Source organism: Bacillus sp. EB106-02-03-XG38, assembly GCF_058792175.1.
In genome coordinates this window covers 752656-772188 of sequence record NZ_JBYTED010000001.1, presented here as the reverse complement: position 1 = coordinate 772188, position 19533 = coordinate 752656, and the positions used below count along the sequence as shown (strand labels likewise).

Genomic DNA, 19533 nt, shown 5'->3' with positions numbered 1-19533 from the left:
TACCTCATTTCTTTATAAAATAAAAGAAACCCAAACCTAAAAGTCTGAGTTTCTTTTTGCTTCTCTATCTTGATACTCGGTTGTATAACGATACGTACCGCGTGCAACTTCTCTTCCTTCTAAAATTACAGGCACTTCAATTGCTAAACCACCACCAAGCATTGGAAGTGCTCCACCATCAGATGATCCTGGAGAGTAATTAAATACTTGATTTGATACGCTACTTGTCATGGCTTGTCTGCTATTTGACATACTTCCATACACACCACTCATGACAGTCTTTAATCCTGATAATTGACTTACAGAACTAGCCATCATACGGCTCATATCATTCATTAATTGATTGATTTCACCAGGCATAGCAAATTGTTCACGCTGCATGGTTGCTGCAATTCCTGCCCCAATATCACCAAGTGTCTTTTTATTAAGCGGAAGCACCGCTTCGTCCCCAGCTTCGCCCGCTGCTTGATAACGCCCATTATTCATTCCGAATATAGTTGGCTTAGTGAAAATACCACCCTTGGCGCGCCAATCTATATTGAGTCCAGAAGGAAATGTAATATCTTTACCTAAAACATTTTTAGTGCTAGTTTGTAAACTGAAATGTGGAAGAGGTGGCATTTCAGGTTTAGGAATTTTCAACTTCAAATTATCAAAGAATCCTTTGATTTTATCGATGAATCCCTTTACTCCATCAACCGCATCTCTTATTGGATCCATAATAAATCTTTTTGCCGCTTCAAATTTTTCTTGTGCTGCATTCTTTACTGAATCAAATTTTTCTCTAGCTGAATTATATAAATCAGTAAATTTTTGTTTAGCCTGATTATAAGCATCCGTTACTGGCTGAATCACATATTGCTTTACTAAATTCCAAGCTGTAAGTGTATAGGATTTTATAGAATCCCAATTTGATAATATCCAATTGGCTAAATCAGAAAGCTTTTGCTTGGTTGTATTCCACAACTCTTGAACTGGTTGAATTACATACTGTTTAACCAAATTCCAAGCCATAAGAGTGTATGATTTGGCAAGCTCCCACTGTGAACTTAACCAAGAAATTAAATCACTAAATTTCTCTTTTACCAAGCTCCAAGCTTCCTGGACAGGTTGGATAATATATTGTTTAAATAATCCCCACGCAACTAGGGCCACGGCTTTTGCGATTTCCCACTGTGTACCCAACCAAGCAACCAATTCGGAGATTTTCGTACTCAACCAGCTGTATGCTTCTTGAATCGGTTGAATGATATATTGAGATATTGCTGCCCAGGCAATTTGCGCCCCTGCTTGTATTAATAACCATCCAGCTTGAAGTACGGTTGAAATTAACGAAATAATTGGATCTAAAAATGTAAGTATAGAAATCCAAATTTCTTGCCATTTTTGGAACAATTGCATAAAAAATTGAGACGCCGTTTCTACTAGAGATGACCACCAGCTAGTTGCTGTTTCAACAAGAGAAGATAACCAAGTCGATGTTGTTTCGACAAGTGAAGACCACCATCCAGTTGCTGTATCCACTAAAGAAGATAGCCATGAAGAAGCTGATTTAACTAAAGATGACCACCAAGTCGATGCTGATTCTACCATTGATGAAAGCCATGTTGTCGTTGTTTCTACTAAAGAAGACCACCCACCTGATACCGTTTCTACAAGTGAAGATAGCCAACTGGAAGCCGTTTCTACTATGCCACTCCACAATTCGGATAAATACTCCCCAATAAAATTAAAGGTATCTATCGTCCATTGTCTTATAGAATCCCAATTTTGATAAATGGCTATACCTAAGGCAACTACCGCGGCTACAACCACAGCAATTAAGGCTACCCATCCCATCATCGCTAATCCAATGGTGGATATGGTGACGACTATTGGAGCTAATGCCATAAATGCTCCTGCAATTACGCCAATAGCTACTGCGATAGCTGCCAAAGTGGCTGCTAGTTTTGGATTATTAGAAATCCAATCGGCTATCTTAGCAACAACATCAGCTATTGCTCCAAGTACCGGTTGGAGAGCCATTTGTAAATCTTGCATTGCCTTTTGGAATTTCACTGCTGGACTTGCATCTATTTTAGAAGTAGCACCATGTAAGTCCTCTACTCCTTTTTTCAAATCAACTTGTTTACCTTCTGCTTTCAAGATGGTGTCTATGATTTTCTTTCCTTGGTCTTCCCAAAGAGTACCGAACATCTTCGTGCCAAGTGCATTTCTGTCTGTTGCATTTTCAACACCAGCTAAGGCTTTAGTTGCTTCAAGCATAGCTTTTTGTCCATTTTCACCGCCACCAGCAATTGCCTGACCCCATTTTTCAAACTGATCTGCCGAAATCTTTGTTTTATCTAAAACCTCTTGCATAGACTTATCTACACCGGCCCCAAACTCAGCCATTTTGATACGACCTTCTTTAACACCCGATATGTTCAACAGGACTCGCAACATCCTGCCAGTTCTCTTATGAACTTCTATATATCACTATACAGACCAGACTATATCATCATCTTTTATATAAGATGCTCCCCATTTCGGATGTCATTAGCTTACACCCTACGCTTTTCAGCTAGTCGTTGCACGTTCCTTTGTTAAAGGCTTCGCTCAGTATTGTCTCATTTGAGAGTTTCACTGAATTAAAGGAGTTTTCTATGAATGTCACCACTCATAGGGACAATTTTTCATCCAAAAGGTTATCGATATTCCAACTTTTAGTGTCGACTCCTGCAGACAGGATTCCTTGGACTTCTTTCGCTGAAAATCCAGCTTGAACCATCTGATCCCCATATTCAGCGATAATATCCAATTGTTCTGGTGGAAATCCTGTTTTTAATAATGTATTAACTAATCCCAAAGCTTCCTCGTTAGTAATACCTAACGTTGCACCAATCTCATTGGTTTCTTGTATAAGTTCATTAAAATCAATTCCAGCGTAAGATGCTGCAATAGTCGCTGCCCCTTTAACCACAGCGGCATTTGTTTCATCAGAAGCATCCTTATTTAATGCCCATTGTCTGCGAACACCTTCTAATGCTTCTTCAGCGTCAATACCATAAGTACTAACGCCCCTAATAGCTTCTTCCACTGATTTTTTCGAAGACTCTGGAACATCAAATGTGATATCAATTTTTGTTTGTAGACTTGACATATCCATTGCTTTTTCAATAGCGGTTGCAATACCGCCACCAGCTGCCAATCCACCTATAACATTTTCTAATCCTATTTTTAATCCTTCAAACTTTTTCTCTGTTTTGCCAGCTTCCTGTTGTAAATCTCTTAGTTCGTTTCGTACTTGTTGAATCGAATTACCAGCATCTACGGATCGAAGCGCACGTTGTAACTTTTCAATATCGACTTCTGTTCCTAATGCTTCTCGTCCGATAATCCCAATTGCTTGTTCTAATTGCCGACTTGTAGCTGTTCCGTTTTTAATTGCATTCACAAGACGATTTCCTAATGCTCCTGCAAAATCATCAACGCTTTTCCCAGTAGCGCTAAACAATGTTTCTAATTGTCTTGTTGAACTCGCTACACTATCTTGCTCAGCCTTCATGTTTCCAAGCTTATTCTTTAGGCCATTAAGCGATCCTTCTGTAAATTCAATTTCACGCCTAAATGCGCGATATTGCTCTTCGGAAATTTTCCCATTTTGAAATTGCGCTTGTACTTGTTGTTCCGCTGCCTTCAATTTATCTAGCTTTTGCGTTGTATTTTCTACTTGTTGAGTTAATAACTTTTGCTTCTGAGCTAAAGCTTCAACATTACCAGGATCAAATTTTAAAAGACGTTCAACATCTTTTAGTTCTTTGGCCAAGTTATCACTTTGCTTATTAACATCTTTTAGAGAATTTTGTAATGGTTGAGTGTTACCATTAATCTCAATTGTAATCCCTTTAATTCTTCCTGCCATTTTCTCACCCCTTTCTTAGAATGAATCGAAGTCTTTTTGATTTGCTTTTCTAACTTTTTCTTTATCCGGATTCTCCATTTCAGCAAATTCAGCAATATAGTCAAAACAATCACCGATTGTCATATCTTCTAAATCCCATCTTGTTAGTTTCGCTTTATAACAAAGAGCAAGGAACGTATCGGATGTTAATTCTTCATCACCGAAAGTCCCTTGCTCTTTATCATTTTCTGTTATTTTTTTTTTGCTCCCATAGTAACTTGGATTAAATCCATAATTTCTGGCATTATTTCTTCAATAGGGAACTCTTCAAAACCATCTAACCACACCATAGGATCAGGAATACTTTGATCCGCTGTTTTAGCGAATAACCAAGTTAAATCATAAATAAGTTCAAAATCCACATTACTTAAATCAACATTGGACATATCAATAGGTTGTTGCGTACCATCCGATGAAGTTAATGCGCTAATTGCTCCTAATCCCATCAAGTCTGCAAATAAATTACGTCTAAATTGAGCCTTATAACGTTTGACTGTTGCTGCTGTACTTTTAAGTCGGACTTGTTTTCCGTCTATTGTGATTGTCTTTTCCATTTACTTACGCTCCTTTTGGTGCTGCTGGCTTTTTAACGTACACTTCTTTGTACCAGTTATCGTAAATTGCTTGAGTTGTTTTAGAGGTTGTTTTTGTTTTAACCATCGGTCTTCCACCAGGCGCTAAAACAATTGGACTAGATACAAACTTCAATTCATTTGTATTTGGTTCAGCTGAATTTGTTTTTGTTTTAGATGCGATTGTTGGACGACTCGCTGCACAGTTATACATAACGTGTCGAGTTGCGTTCACATCACCATCGAATTCAAATAGTAATGCAAATGATTTCCCTTTGGCATCAGCTAACTCATTTAATACACCGTCTGTTTCATCGAATTGCTCACCTAATGCATCAATAGCGAATTGCTCCGGAATAGTTGCAATAGATAGCGTTCCATCATAACCTTGGTTATTACTTGCTGCGTAATAAAGCATATCATCCGCATAGAATTCAATTAAATCACCGCGTGGCTCAAATGTTAGCTCCACCCCACCAGGTAACGGGATTGGCGTACCAAACTTTACTAAAAAATCTTGAACATCAATTGGGACATAATGTACATTCTTCAAACCAAACGTAACTTTATTTTCTTTAGTCATTTATATCAACCTCGTTTCGTATATTTTTTGATACATTTTCTCAGATTCAATAAACGTCCCATACGAGTCATAAGGAATCTCATGATTGTCTAGAACTTTTTCAAGTTTTGCTTCTACAACTAAGTTTTTTCTAGTTGTGTAAAGTTCAATATTTACATCATTTATTTTGTGATAGACCTTGTTATCTGCCATTAGGTTTGCTGAGCCATCTGCAAGAAAACAAATATACGGAGGACTTGGTACAGGATTACCTGGCGTTGCTGTGAAATTCGAATAAGCCACAGGGTAACCTGTAGCTTCAAGAATCTTTGTTAATTCACCTAATGTCATTGTTGGATCGCCCTTTCAACAAGTTCAGTAAATTCATTTATCGCTTTTTCTTCTGCTGGAGCGATATGAACTTTAGCTGGTACACGTCCACCACCAACCTTCGCATGCCCTTTTTCTAACAGATGTGTTAATTGCGGTTTCAATGCATTATGAACAATAATTGCATTGCCTTCCTTCTTTTTTCTCCACCCTTTCGCATATTTACGTGTATCTTTACGTGTGCTTTTAGGACTTTTCTGTTTCAGTTCACTTACTAGATCATTAGCTACTTTTTCTTTTGCTTCTTTCATATCTTCTTCTACAATATGGGCATATCTTTGTAATTCTCTAGCGATTTCACTCGTCAAATCTTCTACACTAGCCACCGGATCTCACCTCGCAATATAGTTCGATCCTTTCGTCATCCCTTTCATATGTGCGGTAAATGCTATACTCTTTTTCACAATACTCCACTTTTTGTTCCTCACAGTAATCCAATGTATAAACAATTAATAGACATTTCGGCTTAAATCCACTTTGACCAGCCTTGAAAAACTCATCTTGAGAAATACTTTTTTTCTCGCAAAATACTTGCCTCGTAAAATCTTCTGAAACCTCTACTTGGTTCAACTCATCTTTGCTAGTTATTACAATTGGAAAATATAAAATATCATTCATTTATAATCACCTGCTAAAGTGAGATGATTTTTAAGCATGTTATACGATAATTGAAATCGCTCCGACTCCTTAGCATCTGAAATGAAGTTAGCTTTCGTATACATAATTATCGCCCTTTTAATTAACGGATCTGTATCATCATTTGATTTGAAACCAGAAACCCCAGATAACTTTAAATCAGTTCGGGCCGCTTCAATCAAATCATCAATTTCATCATCTAAAGCATTATGTGAAACACGCAATGCCTTCTTTACCACCTCAAGCATCATGTTTATTCACCAACTGGGTCGAGTTCTTCTAACGCTTTTAGTGCCACTTCTTTCCCTTTAACCTTTTCCCCATTAGGTAGTTCATAATATCCTCCACCGACATGGACAATTTCAGGAACAACGGGCTTATAATCATCAACTGGTTCAGTGTCCAAGAAACCTTCTTTTTGTAGGAAGTCTATTCTTTCTTTGTCATCTGTTTTATATGATTCTCCAACACTATAATGTACATAAGAGAACTTATCACGAAATCTGTCATATCGCATACTCCCCTTTCTGATAATCTCGAACCACATTGCCCTCATCATCGTAGTAAGCAATTTCCCAATGAGGATGGCAGTTATGCTTCTCAATTTCCCCATCAAACAAAACGAACAAATTAGTTTTCCAGTTTCCAACGATCCTACCCCACATGCCAGCTACGTTTACTCGCATACCCATGTAAGCAAAGTGTAGGTTTCTAAAGTTTTGCATTTTCTTAAAAGCCTTTTCCGCACTGTACATCCGTTTTATATCAAAAACACCTTCGTTCTCGCACTTTACAAACTTCATGAATTCAACCATTGGCATTGTTAGAAACTTTGTTCTGAACTTTTGCCAATATAGGAATCTTGCTTTTCCTTCCGTTTCTGCTACTACATATTCTTCATTTGGCCAGTGTTCGAAAATGGTTGTGAGTTTGAATTTGTAAAGGACCGCCATCCTTCCACCTCCCCTTAATTCGCAATCAACTTGCGGAACAGTTCTTCGTTTCTTGTGTCTAGTGCATGATCAATAAGTTGTGCTTTAGCGAGTTTTTCTAAATCGTTAACTACCTGTGCTAGTTCCAACCTTTCAGTAAAAGGTAGATCTGTTTCATCAGATACCTCACCTTCTAATACCTCAATGAATAACGGATATCTGAATTTATCAGCGAAGTTTAATTCAATAAAAATTGTTTCTTTTTGATTAAAACGGATCTGATCAAAAGCTTTGTCTGGATCATCAGAAACTAAATTGTTTTTATAAAATTTAAATGGTACTGTTTTTGTGCATTGCGTAGACATAAACAATGAAATTGGTTTATCGAATTTAACTCGTTCTACAAAATGAACCCTTTTTAATGCCCCTTCATTTTTCAGTAAATACTCCAGAATCCAAAGGCACTCTCTCCATTTCATTTTGTAATGCTCTTTGAACCATTCAATAAACTCACGCTTTTTCTCAACCGACACGCTGCTCATGCAGTAACCCCCCTTTTCCATCCTTCAAATTTTTGTATCCAAGCATCCCAATGTTCTTGGTATGAAGCTTCCTGCTGCTTTGCTACCTCACAATTACAACCCTCAACCGTTATCATCCCAGGATAAATTTCTTTATGAACTACGCCAGTGTTACTGCATGTCATGCACATTTTCTTCACTCCTTTTCACGATAATCATCGCCTTCTACAGCGATTAAATAATGTTTACTCATGCCGAACAAACGGCTCTTTGCTGCATAACCAATCTTTTCAGGTAATGTTTCATCATCTTCATTAGAGCTGTATAAAATCGGTAAATTATGTCGATACCGATAATCAATAATTTGATAGTAGAGGTTCTCTTTCGCTTCTGACCATTTTGACTTCCCTAAGTCATCCCAGATGAGGACCTCTACTTGTTTTGCGTGGTTTAACAATCGGTTAAATTCTTTCTTATCATCATTCATCATCTTGGCTGCAATGAGATCATCCATGAAAGTTCCGTCTGATATGAGCAGTACGCTATGCCCTCGTTTCATGAGATACTTTGCTGCCGCTACTTGAAGATGTGTTTTACCAAGTCCAAAACTATTATGTTCTCTTTTCGCTTGCGCTTGCTTTGCTGGCTCTAATTGCTTAATTCGTAACTCTCCAAATGTTGCGATGAAGCCCAGGCTATTTTGTTTTGTATCCTTGATCTCTTTGAAGTTCTGTAGGTATTTACCCATCGTGCTATACAAAAGCTTTTGTTCTTCTGTTTCTCTTTTGTACGAATCAAACCGAGCGTCTGTAAATTCTTCTGGAATCATCGCGTTTTTCAATCTGCGTTCCATTACTCGTTGCGCTTTGCACTCACAATCTTTTTGCATAGATACTCGCATACCAAACTGATTTACTTCTTCGTAAAAAACCACTTCTGAATCCTGACATTTTACACATCTATACTCGTTTAATGAAGCTTGGCATGTTGCGTTCTCGGCTTGCATTTTCTTCCTCATAGCTTCTGCTCGTACCATAACCGCTGCCAGTTCGTTTCCGACGTGTCGCATTTCCTACACCACCTCTTTGGTTTTTATAATCCTCATCAAGCTTGATTACATCTGCCAATGTTTTCACGTTACTTTTTTGCCAGTTGAATAAAATACCGCTAATATATTTCCATCGCTTTGCGTTCTGATCCACTGCTCTATCAACAGCTTCCATAATGATTTGGCTACCTAATACATCACTAAACTCTCCCAAATCGTGCATTGCCGTTTCACTTAATGGAATGTTGTTTTGTAAAAGGTAGTTGTAACTTTTTTGAAATTCTTCATCTATCAGTGGATGCTTATCTACATCATCATTTTTATCTGTAGTAGTCTCTGTAGTAATCTCTGGTAATGGCCTGTCCATATTGCCCCGTCCACCAGGCCATTTTGCTCCGTTGGTCTGGTCATTTTGGCCTCTCGTCTGGTCATTTTGATCACACGTCTGGTCATTTTGACCTGTCGTGTTATTTTCGATATTTTGAAGCACTTCATAATCAATGCGATACCATTTGGTGTTATCGATTTTAAGTTTGTTGTATTTCCCGACTATAATTAAGTGCTGACCTTCTAGCTTTTTTATAGTTCTTTTTATCGTACTTTCAGACCAAAACGGAAATTGCTTTTGCCACTCTTCATAAGTGTTATAGACCCACCGAAACCCATCTCTCACGTTTTTACTTTTTTCAAGCCAATAATGAAGTTGCTGAAGAATGATCGCTTCATTTAAACCAATAGCTGCAGCTAACTTCGGTAAAATAACTAAAGGTTCATCATCTAACAGAAGCTTACTCATTCACTTACCCCCTTGTGCAAATCGCGATGTAAGACTCATTTTCCTTAATGACTTTCTCTATTCGATAACCTGGATATCCAGTTTGTATATAACGTGCAATCGACTGTTTTAATTCATCTTTTGATTGTGCTTTCTCCCACAACTTGTGTGAGAGAAGCACCTTTGATTTATTCCTCATTCGTCAATATCCATATCAAAATCCGTTCCAAACTGCTCAACTTCAATCGCTTCTTCCTTCTGGCGATTCACATGTTCTAAGTCGATGAATTTAGAAAGGGCTGTAATCTGTTGTAAAGATAGATCATTAGGCTTCATGTTAAATTTTTCTTTAATAATTATTTTTAGATCATCTTTCGTCATGCCGTACTCTTTCAACTTTTCATTAATGGCAGACCATTTGTTTTTCAATTCATCATCATGGTTAACCACTGCGCCTTCTTCAACTTGTAGCTGTGTTGGAGTAATGTCTACCCTTGCGCCTGGCTGATAAGAATCTACTTGATTTACTGGATTAGAACCAACCGACTCATCCTCATTAATTTCGATACCGTACTGTAATTTTGCAGCTCGTTTCATTACATGTTTTTTGAACATATCGTTGTACCAGTTGTTCCACATGTGCTTGTTATTACCCGTCTTCATGTGATCCACTTCATTTGTTTCCATCAGTACAATTACATCTTTAAACCCTTCTCGCTGCGCTACTGCATAGCATCCGACCACTTGCCCTCGAGGGAATTTCACTTTATGATTTTTTATAACCCATTCCCCTTCGTTTAATCGTTCTGCATCGAACTCATCATTTTCATGAACCGTTTGAACATCAATTCCTTTGTAGCCGTTCTTTTGTCTCGCGAGGTGAAGCACACCTTCAACAGAAATTTGAATGCTCATTTTACCGCCATATACAATGCAGAAGATGTGGTTTAAAAATGGATTCAGTTCAGAATTTACGCAAGTTTGAACGAATAAAGCGAACTGTTCATTTGATGTACCTGCTGCAATTGTGCCTTTTAATGTATCCAACTCACTTTGAGTAAAACTTCCTACCACCGCTTGTGTATTCGAAACTGCTACTTGATTAGCCATTGATTACTTCCTCCTTGTTTTCAATTGTTTTTGCTTGAACCGTAAATTCCGTATCTTGAACCTGTGCCACAATCAGCTGGCCAACTGGTTTTTCAAAGTGTAAAATACTTTCCGCGTTATCAATGAACGTTGGAACGATAAGCTCTGATTGCTTGCTCAACACTTCAATTACTTCCAAGCCTGCTTTAATTTTTTCAGCCGTACTTAATCGGCTATACGGCTTACCATCCATCAATATTTCGAATGTCGCACGTTCCTCACCGTTTTTCAGCGTTTCATACAGTTGTACATCAATTGTTTTAAATAACGCTTGAATCTTTTTCACCATTAACTCACTGCGTTTGGTACGGAAATCTTTGATTGCATCGAGCAATACAATAGACTCATTTTTCTCTTTTCGAATCTGTTCTTTGGTTTCTGTTGCTTCATCAATTTCTTTTTGTAAAATCTCTAAGCTATGAACTTGTTTCAATGTCGCGTTTAGTGAGAAGATTTGACTATCTAGCTCGCTCGTTTGCGTTAAATCCACTTCAACTGGCGATAATTGTTTGAACTGTTCCGCTAATTCTTTGTGTTTGGCTACCATACTTTTCCCGAGTTGTTTTGCTTGTTCAAAACGATCAATTCGATTTTGCTTTACTTTATCTAGCGCTTCACCTTGCAACGCCTGTCCACATGTATAGCAAGACTCTTGCACCTGTTCCGCTTTGATAGCAAAAACCACTTCTTTTTGCTTTTCAATTTCTTGCTTAACGCCTTCAATTTGATATTGTATTTGCGTATATGCAGATTGCTGTTTCTGTGATGCGCGAACTTTTTCATCGATTGCGGAACGTTCTGCCTGTAATTTCGCTAGTTTTTGTTTAACGGCTTCTATATCTGTTTCTGGCTGTTCTTCTTTTTGTTTATTCAGTTGTTCTTGTAAGGTAATAACGCGCTCGCTTGCACGTTCGTATGATTTTTCATGTGTTCTCTTTCGTTCTGCATGCACTTTTTGTAAGTCTTCGAGTGGATGTTTTTTCAATTTCTGTTCGAGTAATTCAACCTGCAATTTAGGTAATTCAGCAAACACTTCTGCTTTTAATGGTTCGCTTACATATGTGAGAAGCTGTTCTCGCTGCGTTTGCCAGTGCTGTGTACTGAAAAAGTTAGGGTTAAATAGCGATAAAAATGCTTGTTTATCAATCAACGCTTCCACCCAGGCTTCGAACTCTTTCGCTTTCTTTGGTACCTCATTGATAAAGTGCTTTGCTGTTTTCTTTTGTTTTCGGCCAATTAAAATGTCTTTTCCGTCTACATCAATTAAAAGCTCAACAACTGTTTCTGCTTCGGTATCACCGATTGGTTTTGGATCAAGTTTTGTTCCGAATGGATCTGTACCAAATAACACCCAAGTGATCGTTTCAGCAATTGTTGATTTACCTGCACCGTTTCTACCTGCAATTGATGTAATATCCCCGAATAAAATTTGTAAATTTGAATGATTCTTGAAATTCATGATAGACAAAGATTTAAACTGAATATGCATTTTGTTTCCTCCTTGTGATATACTAGCCCTAACTTATCTTTTTAAAGGGAACCCATGTCCGTGGGTTCTTTTTTATTCCCCTGCGGTTTTCTTCTCAAATCCAAGCTGCGTAATCATGTAATCCATAATGCTATCCCTTAAAACTACTTCACCATCTGGTGCGATTAAAATCTCATCGCCTGTCATAATTTCATTACCTAATACATCCTCAACTGGATGATCTATCATTTGTTCTTGTGGATCCGCTTTTCCGTATCCATTGTGCATCGACATCGGATTATCTATCATCTAACTCACCTCCTCGCAAAGAGTTATGTAATGCGCTCTTTCTACCAAATCCGCATTTATTCCCTGACTCTTTAACCGCTTAATCACCTTTAGAATGTTTTTACGATCCCTTTCACGTTCTACATCGTGCTTTTCTTTCTCTCTATACAGTGCTGCGAGTTCTCTTCTTGCCAGGCGCGCTTCCTTTACCCACTCACGTAATAACTTTTCATCATGTGTTCTTAATGCTTCAATTTGCATTTGATTACAATATTTTAAGAACTCATCTAACACCTGTTTCTTTTGCATGTCCTTTTGTAAAACTGGCGCAGTAATGCTCATATTCTTTTCACCTTCCTTAATTGCTTATTTTCTTGCTTGAGCTGCTCGTTCTCGTTGATAAGTTTTGCAAATGTATCAAATAGCGCTACGCCACCCACGAATGACACGATAACCACCGCTGTGATTAAAAGGCTGAATGTACTTTCAACCAACGTACGGTTCCTCCTTTTGCGCTTCTAACCATGCTTCCAAATCTTTTTGTAAGAAGAGTAATTTGCGCCCTTCTCGGATAACCGGAAACTGCGGATGGTTTGCAAGTTCATACACTCTGCAAACTGCAATGTTGAGATAAGCAGCTGCTTCTTTCACTCGCAATACCTTGTTTGGATGTGATTGTTGGTGTAAATCAGCTAATGCTAATCTGATTTCTTCACGAATCACTTCACGGATTGATTCTTTAATAATTTGATCTAATCCCATTTTGTTTTGCTCCCTTCTATTTAACTTAACCAACTCCAACTTAACTATTAGTTAAGTTACGGACAAAAAATTTTAATTGCATCTAGTTTTACTTTTAGAAACTCAGCAATTTTAACAATTAGGTCATAATAAGGACGGCGTTTGCCATTTTCTATGTACCAATAATATACCTCGGTAATACCAACGGCTTCAGCTACTTCCTTACATGTATATCCTTGTTCTACACGTAGCTGTTTTAGAGTTTTCATATGCAACTCCTCTCTTCCGTTTTTGTTGTTAAACTTATAATAACTTAACCAAAGGTTAAGTTCAAGTGTTTTATTAAATTTCTTTTAAAAAATTTTATCTTCCCACTTAACTGATAGTTAATATATAATGACAGTGTAGCACTGTGACACTATCACAGTAATAAAGAAGAAATAATTTCATATAAAATAGAGAAAATAAACTTGGGGTGTTTTTATTATGTTTAATCATGAGAGGCTAAAATCACTAATTGATAAAAGAGGGATTTCCCAACAACAATTAGCTGATGCGATTGGCGTTAGTCATGTTTCTGTTTATAACTATGTTGAGGGAAAAAAGAAACCAGGTATACGTACACTACAAAAGATAGCAAATTTTTTAAAAGTTACTACTGATTACCTGTTAGGATTATCTGATTCACCAGATTTAACAGCAGATCAAGATCTACAACTTACAGAAGAGGCTCAAGAAATTCTTCAAATCATAAATAATCTACCTGAAGAACAACGAAAAAAAGCATTAGAACAACTAGAAATGTTTGTGAATTACGAAAAAGCTAAAGGGAATATTTAATAAAAAAAGACTATCCGAAAAAAATTAGATAGTCTTTTTTACATTGCTTTTTCACTTTCATGTTCACTTAAACAAATAGATAATAATGTTTCTTTCGGATTATTTTCTTCTTGCAGAAGTAAAAGCGCTTTTTTTATCAGATTAACTTCCCCATCTTTACTCTTCATCTTCTCTTATCCCCTTATCATTTTTGTTATTTTTTTACATAAATTTCTTTTTTGTTCATAAACCTAAAAAGGAAATCTCCCTTAAAACTACAAATGACACCGCCAATTAAGACGATGTCATTTTAAATCTATATATGTAAACCTATATTTTGGATCTTACCAACCGCCACCAGGGTCAACCATCATTTGCTGAACTACTGGTTTCGAATCATTTGCACTAGGCTTTTCTTTCACAGAATCAGTGTTAACAACTAGTGTAGTTGCTAATAATAGTACAGGAATAATTGTAATTAATTTTTTCATCTAATCCCCTCTTTCCGATGATAATTATACCAAATATTCAAATTAAACCCAAGTGAATTTTCGGTAAATTCGAATAAAATATATTTCCTGATTTTTGACACATTAGAAGAGATTGTTTCATTAACTCCTCTCTTTTAGCTCCCTCATATGTTAAAGCTAAATAAGCGGTCTGTATGTCTGTTAATTCACCTGTAGAACTTTTTATTTGATTTAACATTTCCCTCGCTCCTATTGTATTACCTTGTTTAATCATTAAATATGCCAGCTCACTTGGATGTACAACATCTATATCACTAATTTCTTTGTCATGGTGAATCTTTAAAAATGATAATGTATGTTGCACCATTTCTTTCTTCTTCTCTACAGTTTCAACTTTTCTATCACCAATCACTTGTAATGTTTTCTCTAGGTAATATTTTGAGTTCTCATATTCACCTACTGAGAAAACATACGATTCACCTAGCTTTAAGTACGCATTTACTTTTGGAAAAGAAAAATAGTTATCCCACTCAAGATCATCTATTAATTTAATACAAACGTTTCTTGCTTCATCTACTTCTCCTCCTTGCAATGAAGTAACAGCAATCGCTTCTCTGTAACGTAATTTGAAGCACTCACGAAGATATTTATTACTAATTTTATCAATTTTAGTTTCTATTGATTTCAGACGCTCATTTAAAGCCGTATAATTTCCTATTTGGTATTGCGCTTGACATAATAAAATTTCAGTTAACAATTCCATCTCAATTGTTTTCACTGATTTGCTTGCTATATGCAACGCTTTATAATACATTTTGGCATTCAACTCACCGATATATCGTTTATAAATAATCCGATACACACTAGCAAATTCTTTATTTTCAGACACCTTAGACTGTAATTCACTATTTATTACTTCAATCAAAAGATCGAACTTACCTCTTAAAGCTAAGTCCTCCATCGCTTCACGTAAATTCTCTGATTTCGGATTTGTGACATCAATATAATTCTTTAATATATTTCCTTGTACTTGTATGCCTTTATTTAATAGAATAATTGTTTTAGAAAGAAAACCAAAACTAATATCTGTGCTACCTTTAAATACTTTTGTAACAGTACTTGGCTTAACACCCCAATGATCTGCTAGTTTATTTTTTCTTATACCAGCTACACATAATTCTTTTTCAATTTGACCTAGAGCTTTCCACATGCTTTGTCCCCCTTATTGGAACAAGACACACTTCCCTATCATGAACACGTACCTTAATGCTGAATTACATCCAAAAGCTGTGTTATACTAGCCGTATACGTTATGAAAACTCGTAACCGAAAGGCTCATGGCAAATGTTTTCCCTACTACAATTAGGGTTAAACGGTGTAAGCGTGTTCCCAGCACAATTACACACGCTACGGGTCTTTTTCGTTCCGTTAAATTATATTATTAAGAATATTCTATCACAATTAACCCACACATCCATTCTCTGATATTCTGAAAATACTTGAGAAAGTTGATGCAATTAATATACGCCTAGTTTTTTGATAGTTAAAAATATGCAATATTGCATTTGATAATCAGTTTATATGTAACTATAGTGATCGCAAAAATTCAATTATTCTTTTAGAGATGTAAAGTTAACAAATATCTATTGAGATTTTATATTAAAACTACTATCCTGAACTACAATTGTATAAGTTTAACTATCTCCAATTATGTAATCATTTAGTTTTAACTGTATATGCCATAATTTAAGAACAAGAAAAGCCACTCATCTAAGTGGCTTTTCTTATTCTTAATAGACAAACTCAATCTAAATTCACCATTTTCTTTAGGGTATTTTAAAAATGAACATAATTATGATTTTCTACTAAATGGCCTTTTACTCAAATCTGCAGATAAATTATTTAATAAGAAAAGTGCATTTGGAACTGGTGATGGAAACCTCGCAGCTTGAAAATTTGTAAGAAGCGGAGATGCAATAGCGCCATCTATGGTACTACCAGCTTGAACTTGCACCATATCCCCTGCATTCAATTGTACAATCGTAGAAACTGTTACCGCATTTAAAAGCCCAGTATTTCCACCAAAAAAGCTATCATCTCCCGCTATTAAAGTACTGTTAACTGTTATAAATACTTCCGTCACATAATTTAGAGTATCATCAGTAGGACTAAAAATTATAGTAGTAATAATTAAATAGATTCCATCTTGTTGCGGTATAAATGTTGATACACCATCATATTCACCGTTTAAATCGAATTGTGTAGTTTCAAATGTTACTAAAGACAGTGTATTAGCTGTAACGGACTGATCAGTAGATTTGAAAGCTCTGAATGCAGATTCAAATCCTGTTGGGCCTGTTGGACCTGTTATTCCAGTTACTCCCGTTGAACCTGTCGGACCTGTTATTCCACTTGCTCCCGTTGGACCTGTTAGGCCTGTTATTCCGGTTACTCCTGTTGGACCTGTCGGGCCTGTTATTCCGGTTACTCCTGTTGGACCTGTCGGGCCTGTTTTTCCGGTTACTCCTGTTGGACCTGTCGGGCCTGTTATTCCGGTTACTCCTGTTGGACCTATTGGACCTCCTGAAGGACCTGTTGGACCTGTTGGGCCTGCCGGGCCTCCTGAAGGACCCGTTACTCCGGTCACTCCCGTTGGGCCTGTCGGACCTGTTGCTCCACTTGCTCCTGTTGGGCCTGTCGGACCTGTTGCTCCACTTGCTCCTGTTGGGCCCGTCGGACCTGTTGCTCCACTTGCTCCTGTTAGGCCTGTCGAACCTATTATTCCACTTGCTCCTGTTGGGCCTGTCGGACCTGTTATTCCACTTGCTCCTGTTGGGCCTGTCGGACCTGTTATTCCACTTGCTCCCGTTGGGCCTGTCGAACCTGTTCCCCCCGTTGGTAGAGTAAATGATGGAATCGGTGGTAATGTAGGTCCTATTAAACTCGAATCCAGTGAACTACTAGATAGATTGTTAGCTTTTAATCCTTCCCATTTCTTTTTCTTCTCCATATTTGTCACTCCAAATAAAAATCATTTGTAAATGAAGAAAACATCAATTGTACAAAATATGATATATATAAGATGTACTATTCCAAATAAAATTTTTGAAATAAAAATATCGCTTTAAGTATACAAATTTCTTTTATAAAATTAACTTTTGCAAAAAACAACCAACATTTTAAATAATCGAGTTTGTTCATATATGGTAAAATGTATCCATCGCTGATATGTCCAACTTTGTAATTTTCATAGCATCAAAATTACAACTAGACTTATACAACATGATTCAATTCAAAATAAAATGAAGGAGTGTTTTAAGTGAAAGGACATATTCGAAAAAGAGGAAATAAATATTGTATTGTGGTCGACATTGGACCTGATCCAGAGACGGGAAAAAGAAGACAAAAGTGGTTTTCTGGTTATAATACAAAAAAAGAAGCACAGGCTGATGTTGCGAAGAAGATTACTGAATTAAATGAAGGAACTTTTATAGAGCCATCTAAAGTTACATTAAAGGAATATCTAAATCATTGGCTAGAAATTAAAAGTATGAGTATAGAAAGAAGTACCTTTGTGGTCTATAGGGCATGTATTAACCAACATGTTATACCTAGTATAGGAATGATTACACTCCATAAATTGAATGTAATGCACATTCAAAAATGCTATAAAACTGCTATAAATAAAGGTATTGCAAATAATTCTATTCTGCTTATGCATAGAATATTAAAGAGCGCTTTAAATCTTGCTGTAAAACAAAATATTATTTCTCGAAATCCAGCTGCTTTTGCAGAGATACCGAAAAAAGAAAGAACCTCTATCCAGACTTGGACAGAGGAAGAAGTAAAAAAGTTTCTTTTGCATTCACAAGAATCACGATATCACATTGGGTATCTACTTGCAATAACTACAGGTATGCGTATGGGAGAAGTTCTAGGTTTACGATGGCAGGACGTTGATTTTGAAAAACACACCGTTACGATAAACCAAACATCCGGCCATGACAATAAAATCAAAAAAACAGCAAAAACAAATTCATCAAAGCGTACTATTCCTGTACCTAAAGAAACTATAGAATCCTTAAAAAGACATAAGATTTTAATTAATAAAGAGAAATTAAAGTTTGGTTCTGCTTATCAAGATCAAGATTTAATTAATTGTAATGAGTTTGGAAAAATTATAAAAAAAGCGCATTTCAGAAAATGTTTCATTAGAGAGACACATAAAGCGGGTATAAAAGAAATTAAATTCCATGATTTAAGACATACACACGCTACTATACTATTGAAACAAGGGGTTAACCCTAAAATTATCAGTGAGCGATTAGGTCATACAGACATTTCAATGACATTAAGTGTGTATTCGCATGTTTTACCGAATATGCAAGAAGAAGCTGTTAAAAACTTCGGTAAAAGTATCTTTGGATAACTTACGTTTGCAAAATGTTTGCATTTTATAAAAACAAGTCAAACAAACGCTGTTATATCAAGGTTTGTTTGACTTAACATCTTATATTCTTGATAAAATCTCCGAATTCCTATTGAAACATTCAATAATGGAATATTCTCGCCCCCGCGCGTTATACATTCGAACCGATATACATAAGCGAAATAATCTTGTGTTTTTTCGTCTTTAATAGGCTCTGACATAGCCTCACAAATATTTTGTGATCTAAGAGGAGAAAAATATATATTTTCTTCGTGTATGTTTTCTAATTGTAAAGGACGTTCACAAAAAATATGTGAAATTAAAGCTGGTACCCACTTAGAATATATTTCATTATCTTGTAATACTGTTAAATTAGAAATTAAATCGTAATGCCATTCATAGTTTGGTGGTTCTATTAATTTATTAGGTTTCCAATCATGAATAATCTCATACCAACTTTGAAAAATATAATCAAGTTGTTCTTTTCTTATAGGTTCTTTACATACAATCCATGGTGTATTTTCATTTAATACATATGGATTATGCTGAATAAATAATATATCAGAAAACATATCATATAATCTTTCATTCAACCGTTTCAACTTACTTGTTAATAAAAATGTCTTATAATGTATCTCTACAATATCAAGCCATTCAATAGGAAAATATATAAATGATACACTTTCGTTTAAAAGAGGTTCTACTATATTTTCAAATGTTAACAACTTTAATTTTTCCATAAAATGATTACTTCCTTTCTACATTTTTCTTGATCTCAATAAAACTAAAG

General features: G+C 36.2%; 28 protein-coding genes and 1 pseudogene. 2 read left to right on the top strand and 27 right to left on the bottom strand.

What is annotated here, in order from left to right; all coding sequences use genetic code 11:
- Positions 1-36: 36 nt before the first annotated feature.
- The 22 genes and pseudogenes from AC3WTI_RS03900 to AC3WTI_RS03795 form a co-directional block, all read right to left on the bottom strand.
- Positions 37-2424: pseudogene (locus tag AC3WTI_RS03900) on the bottom strand (phage tail tape measure protein); the annotation flags it as partial.
- Between the two features lie 235 nt (positions 2425-2659).
- Complete coding sequence (locus AC3WTI_RS03895; RefSeq protein WP_492304323.1) at positions 2660-3904, bottom strand: phage tail tape measure protein; 1245 nt, start codon at positions 3902-3904, stop codon at positions 2660-2662.
- Between the two features lie 230 nt (positions 3905-4134).
- Entirely contained in the window at positions 4135-4497 is a 363-nt protein-coding gene (locus AC3WTI_RS03890) for a hypothetical protein (RefSeq protein WP_098148472.1), read from the bottom strand.
- A 4-nt stretch (positions 4498-4501) separates the two neighbouring features.
- Positions 4502-5098, bottom strand: a complete 597-nt coding sequence (locus tag AC3WTI_RS03885; protein ID WP_492304322.1) for a major tail protein — start codon at positions 5096-5098, stop codon at positions 4502-4504.
- Positions 5099-5428 carry a hypothetical protein gene (locus AC3WTI_RS03880; protein ID WP_492304321.1) on the bottom strand — a complete coding sequence of 110 codons (330 nt, stop codon included), beginning with the start codon at positions 5426-5428 and terminating at the stop codon, positions 5099-5101.
- Entirely contained in the window at positions 5425-5793 is a 369-nt protein-coding gene (locus tag AC3WTI_RS03875; RefSeq protein ID WP_492304320.1) for an HK97 gp10 family phage protein, read from the bottom strand. The genes AC3WTI_RS03880 and AC3WTI_RS03875 overlap by 4 nt, the downstream gene beginning before the upstream one ends.
- A complete protein-coding gene (locus tag AC3WTI_RS03870) occupies positions 5786-6085 on the bottom strand; it encodes a phage head closure protein (RefSeq protein ID WP_492304319.1) in 300 nt (99 codons plus the stop codon). Before AC3WTI_RS03870 ends, AC3WTI_RS03875 begins: the two co-directional genes overlap by 8 nt.
- The gene (locus tag AC3WTI_RS03865) at positions 6082-6354 is read right to left on the bottom strand and encodes a head-tail connector protein (RefSeq protein ID WP_492304318.1); all 273 of its coding nucleotides are present in this window, start codon (positions 6352-6354) and stop codon (positions 6082-6084) included. The genes AC3WTI_RS03870 and AC3WTI_RS03865 overlap by 4 nt, the downstream gene beginning before the upstream one ends.
- A 2-nt stretch (positions 6355-6356) precedes the next feature.
- Positions 6357-6620 carry a hypothetical protein gene (locus tag AC3WTI_RS03860; protein ID WP_492304317.1) on the bottom strand — a complete coding sequence of 88 codons (264 nt, stop codon included), beginning with the start codon at positions 6618-6620 and terminating at the stop codon, positions 6357-6359.
- A complete protein-coding gene (locus tag AC3WTI_RS03855; protein ID WP_492304316.1) occupies positions 6610-7056 on the bottom strand; it encodes an MFS transporter in 447 nt (148 codons plus the stop codon). The genes AC3WTI_RS03860 and AC3WTI_RS03855 overlap by 11 nt, the downstream gene beginning before the upstream one ends.
- 14 nt (positions 7057-7070) lie before the next feature.
- The gene (locus AC3WTI_RS03850; protein ID WP_492304315.1) at positions 7071-7577 is read right to left on the bottom strand and encodes a YpiB family protein; all 507 of its coding nucleotides are present in this window, start codon (positions 7575-7577) and stop codon (positions 7071-7073) included.
- Positions 7574-7747, bottom strand: a complete 174-nt coding sequence (locus AC3WTI_RS03845; protein WP_492304314.1) for a hypothetical protein — start codon at positions 7745-7747, stop codon at positions 7574-7576. Before AC3WTI_RS03845 ends, AC3WTI_RS03850 begins: the two co-directional genes overlap by 4 nt.
- A gap of 5 nt (positions 7748-7752) precedes the next feature.
- Entirely contained in the window at positions 7753-8562 is an 810-nt protein-coding gene (locus tag AC3WTI_RS03840) for an ATP-binding protein (protein ID WP_492304356.1), read from the bottom strand.
- Positions 8516-9400: a DnaD domain-containing protein gene (locus tag AC3WTI_RS03835; RefSeq protein ID WP_492304313.1), complete on the bottom strand. Its 885-nt coding sequence runs from the start codon at positions 9398-9400 to the stop codon at positions 8516-8518. Before AC3WTI_RS03835 ends, AC3WTI_RS03840 begins: the two co-directional genes overlap by 47 nt.
- 4 nt (positions 9401-9404) lie before the next feature.
- Complete coding sequence (locus AC3WTI_RS03830; protein WP_492304312.1) at positions 9405-9578, bottom strand: hypothetical protein; 174 nt, start codon at positions 9576-9578, stop codon at positions 9405-9407.
- A complete protein-coding gene (locus AC3WTI_RS03825) occupies positions 9575-10489 on the bottom strand; it encodes a RecT family recombinase (RefSeq protein WP_492304311.1) in 915 nt (304 codons plus the stop codon). Before AC3WTI_RS03825 ends, AC3WTI_RS03830 begins: the two co-directional genes overlap by 4 nt.
- Positions 10482-12017: an AAA family ATPase gene (locus tag AC3WTI_RS03820; RefSeq protein WP_492304310.1), complete on the bottom strand. Its 1536-nt coding sequence runs from the start codon at positions 12015-12017 to the stop codon at positions 10482-10484. The genes AC3WTI_RS03825 and AC3WTI_RS03820 overlap by 8 nt, the downstream gene beginning before the upstream one ends.
- A 72-nt stretch (positions 12018-12089) precedes the next feature.
- Complete coding sequence (locus tag AC3WTI_RS03815) at positions 12090-12305, bottom strand: YqaI family protein (protein WP_492304309.1); 216 nt, start codon at positions 12303-12305, stop codon at positions 12090-12092.
- Positions 12306-12626 (bottom strand): hypothetical protein, encoded by a 321-nt coding sequence (locus tag AC3WTI_RS03810; protein WP_492304308.1) that lies wholly within the window; start codon positions 12624-12626, stop codon positions 12306-12308.
- Positions 12623-12778 (bottom strand): hypothetical protein, encoded by a 156-nt coding sequence (locus tag AC3WTI_RS03805; protein ID WP_176373010.1) that lies wholly within the window; start codon positions 12776-12778, stop codon positions 12623-12625. Before AC3WTI_RS03805 ends, AC3WTI_RS03810 begins: the two co-directional genes overlap by 4 nt.
- Entirely contained in the window at positions 12771-13046 is a 276-nt protein-coding gene (locus AC3WTI_RS03800) for a helix-turn-helix domain-containing protein (protein WP_492304307.1), read from the bottom strand. The genes AC3WTI_RS03805 and AC3WTI_RS03800 overlap by 8 nt, the downstream gene beginning before the upstream one ends.
- A gap of 56 nt (positions 13047-13102) precedes the next feature.
- Entirely contained in the window at positions 13103-13294 is a 192-nt protein-coding gene (locus AC3WTI_RS03795; protein ID WP_073535962.1) for a helix-turn-helix domain-containing protein, read from the bottom strand.
- Positions 13295-13511: 217 nt separating this feature from the next.
- Here AC3WTI_RS03795 and AC3WTI_RS03790 point away from each other — a divergent pair, with 217 nt between their 5' ends.
- On the top strand, positions 13512-13865 hold the full coding sequence (locus tag AC3WTI_RS03790) for a helix-turn-helix domain-containing protein (protein ID WP_098289237.1): 354 nt from the start codon (positions 13512-13514) through the stop codon (positions 13863-13865).
- 38 nt (positions 13866-13903) lie between these two features.
- Here AC3WTI_RS03790 and AC3WTI_RS03785 read toward each other — a convergent pair whose 3' ends face one another.
- The 4 genes from AC3WTI_RS03785 to AC3WTI_RS03770 form a co-directional block, all read right to left on the bottom strand.
- The gene (locus AC3WTI_RS03785; RefSeq protein WP_255289965.1) at positions 13904-14032 is read right to left on the bottom strand and encodes a hypothetical protein; all 129 of its coding nucleotides are present in this window, start codon (positions 14030-14032) and stop codon (positions 13904-13906) included.
- Between the two features lie 156 nt (positions 14033-14188).
- On the bottom strand, positions 14189-14335 hold the full coding sequence (locus tag AC3WTI_RS03780; protein WP_098289236.1) for a complement C1q protein: 147 nt from the start codon (positions 14333-14335) through the stop codon (positions 14189-14191).
- A 37-nt stretch (positions 14336-14372) separates the two neighbouring features.
- The gene (locus AC3WTI_RS03775) at positions 14373-15524 is read right to left on the bottom strand and encodes an AimR family lysis-lysogeny pheromone receptor (protein ID WP_492304306.1); all 1152 of its coding nucleotides are present in this window, start codon (positions 15522-15524) and stop codon (positions 14373-14375) included.
- Between the two features lie 642 nt (positions 15525-16166).
- Positions 16167-17324, bottom strand: coding sequence for an exosporium leader peptide-containing protein (locus AC3WTI_RS03770; RefSeq protein ID WP_492304305.1), 1158 nt, complete (start codon positions 17322-17324; stop codon positions 16167-16169).
- 309 nt (positions 17325-17633) lie between these two features.
- Here AC3WTI_RS03770 and AC3WTI_RS03765 point away from each other — a divergent pair, with 309 nt between their 5' ends.
- Positions 17634-18743: a site-specific integrase gene (locus AC3WTI_RS03765; protein ID WP_492304304.1), complete on the top strand. Its 1110-nt coding sequence runs from the start codon at positions 17634-17636 to the stop codon at positions 18741-18743.
- 38 nt (positions 18744-18781) lie between these two features.
- Here AC3WTI_RS03765 and AC3WTI_RS03760 read toward each other — a convergent pair whose 3' ends face one another.
- Positions 18782-19483 (bottom strand): pPIWI_RE module domain-containing protein, encoded by a 702-nt coding sequence (locus AC3WTI_RS03760; protein WP_492304303.1) that lies wholly within the window; start codon positions 19481-19483, stop codon positions 18782-18784.
- Between the last annotated feature and the right edge of the window lie 50 nt (positions 19484-19533).

Bases quoted from the DNA above. Each gene is read 5' to 3' on its own strand.
- AC3WTI_RS03895 (WP_492304323.1), bottom strand. From the start codon at position 3,904: ATGGCAGGAAGAATTAAAGGGATTACAATTGAGATTAATGGTAACACT.
- AC3WTI_RS03890 (WP_098148472.1), bottom strand. From the start codon at position 4,497: ATGGAAAAGACAATCACAATAGACGGAAAACAAGTCCGACTTAAAAGT.
- AC3WTI_RS03885 (WP_492304322.1), bottom strand. From the start codon at position 5,098: ATGACTAAAGAAAATAAAGTTACGTTTGGTTTGAAGAATGTACATTAT.
- AC3WTI_RS03880 (WP_492304321.1), bottom strand. From the start codon at position 5,428: ATGACATTAGGTGAATTAACAAAGATTCTTGAAGCTACAGGTTACCCT.
- AC3WTI_RS03870 (WP_492304319.1), bottom strand. From the start codon at position 6,085: ATGAATGATATTTTATATTTTCCAATTGTAATAACTAGCAAAGATGAG.
- AC3WTI_RS03865 (WP_492304318.1), bottom strand. From the start codon at position 6,354: ATGATGCTTGAGGTGGTAAAGAAGGCATTGCGTGTTTCACATAATGCT.
- AC3WTI_RS03860 (WP_492304317.1), bottom strand. From the start codon at position 6,620: ATGCGATATGACAGATTTCGTGATAAGTTCTCTTATGTACATTATAGT.
- AC3WTI_RS03855 (WP_492304316.1), bottom strand. From the start codon at position 7,056: ATGGCGGTCCTTTACAAATTCAAACTCACAACCATTTTCGAACACTGG.
- AC3WTI_RS03850 (WP_492304315.1), bottom strand. From the start codon at position 7,577: ATGAGCAGCGTGTCGGTTGAGAAAAAGCGTGAGTTTATTGAATGGTTC.
- AC3WTI_RS03845 (WP_492304314.1), bottom strand. From the start codon at position 7,747: ATGTGCATGACATGCAGTAACACTGGCGTAGTTCATAAAGAAATTTAT.
- AC3WTI_RS03840 (WP_492304356.1), bottom strand. From the start codon at position 8,562: ATGCAAGCCGAGAACGCAACATGCCAAGCTTCATTAAACGAGTATAGA.
- AC3WTI_RS03835 (WP_492304313.1), bottom strand. From the start codon at position 9,400: ATGAGTAAGCTTCTGTTAGATGATGAACCTTTAGTTATTTTACCGAAG.
- AC3WTI_RS03830 (WP_492304312.1), bottom strand. From the start codon at position 9,578: ATGAGGAATAAATCAAAGGTGCTTCTCTCACACAAGTTGTGGGAGAAA.
- AC3WTI_RS03825 (WP_492304311.1), bottom strand. From the start codon at position 10,489: ATGGCTAATCAAGTAGCAGTTTCGAATACACAAGCGGTGGTAGGAAGT.
- AC3WTI_RS03820 (WP_492304310.1), bottom strand. From the start codon at position 12,017: ATGCATATTCAGTTTAAATCTTTGTCTATCATGAATTTCAAGAATCAT.
- AC3WTI_RS03815 (WP_492304309.1), bottom strand. From the start codon at position 12,305: ATGATAGATAATCCGATGTCGATGCACAATGGATACGGAAAAGCGGAT.
- AC3WTI_RS03810 (WP_492304308.1), bottom strand. From the start codon at position 12,626: ATGAGCATTACTGCGCCAGTTTTACAAAAGGACATGCAAAAGAAACAG.
- AC3WTI_RS03800 (WP_492304307.1), bottom strand. From the start codon at position 13,046: ATGGGATTAGATCAAATTATTAAAGAATCAATCCGTGAAGTGATTCGT.
- AC3WTI_RS03795 (WP_073535962.1), bottom strand. From the start codon at position 13,294: ATGAAAACTCTAAAACAGCTACGTGTAGAACAAGGATATACATGTAAG.
- AC3WTI_RS03790 (WP_098289237.1), top strand. From the start codon at position 13,512: ATGTTTAATCATGAGAGGCTAAAATCACTAATTGATAAAAGAGGGATT.
- AC3WTI_RS03785 (WP_255289965.1), bottom strand. From the start codon at position 14,032: ATGAAGAGTAAAGATGGGGAAGTTAATCTGATAAAAAAAGCGCTTTTA.
- AC3WTI_RS03780 (WP_098289236.1), bottom strand. From the start codon at position 14,335: ATGAAAAAATTAATTACAATTATTCCTGTACTATTATTAGCAACTACA.
- AC3WTI_RS03775 (WP_492304306.1), bottom strand. From the start codon at position 15,524: ATGTGGAAAGCTCTAGGTCAAATTGAAAAAGAATTATGTGTAGCTGGT.
- AC3WTI_RS03770 (WP_492304305.1), bottom strand. From the start codon at position 17,324: ATGGAGAAGAAAAAGAAATGGGAAGGATTAAAAGCTAACAATCTATCT.
- AC3WTI_RS03760 (WP_492304303.1), bottom strand. From the start codon at position 19,483: ATGGAAAAATTAAAGTTGTTAACATTTGAAAATATAGTAGAACCTCTT.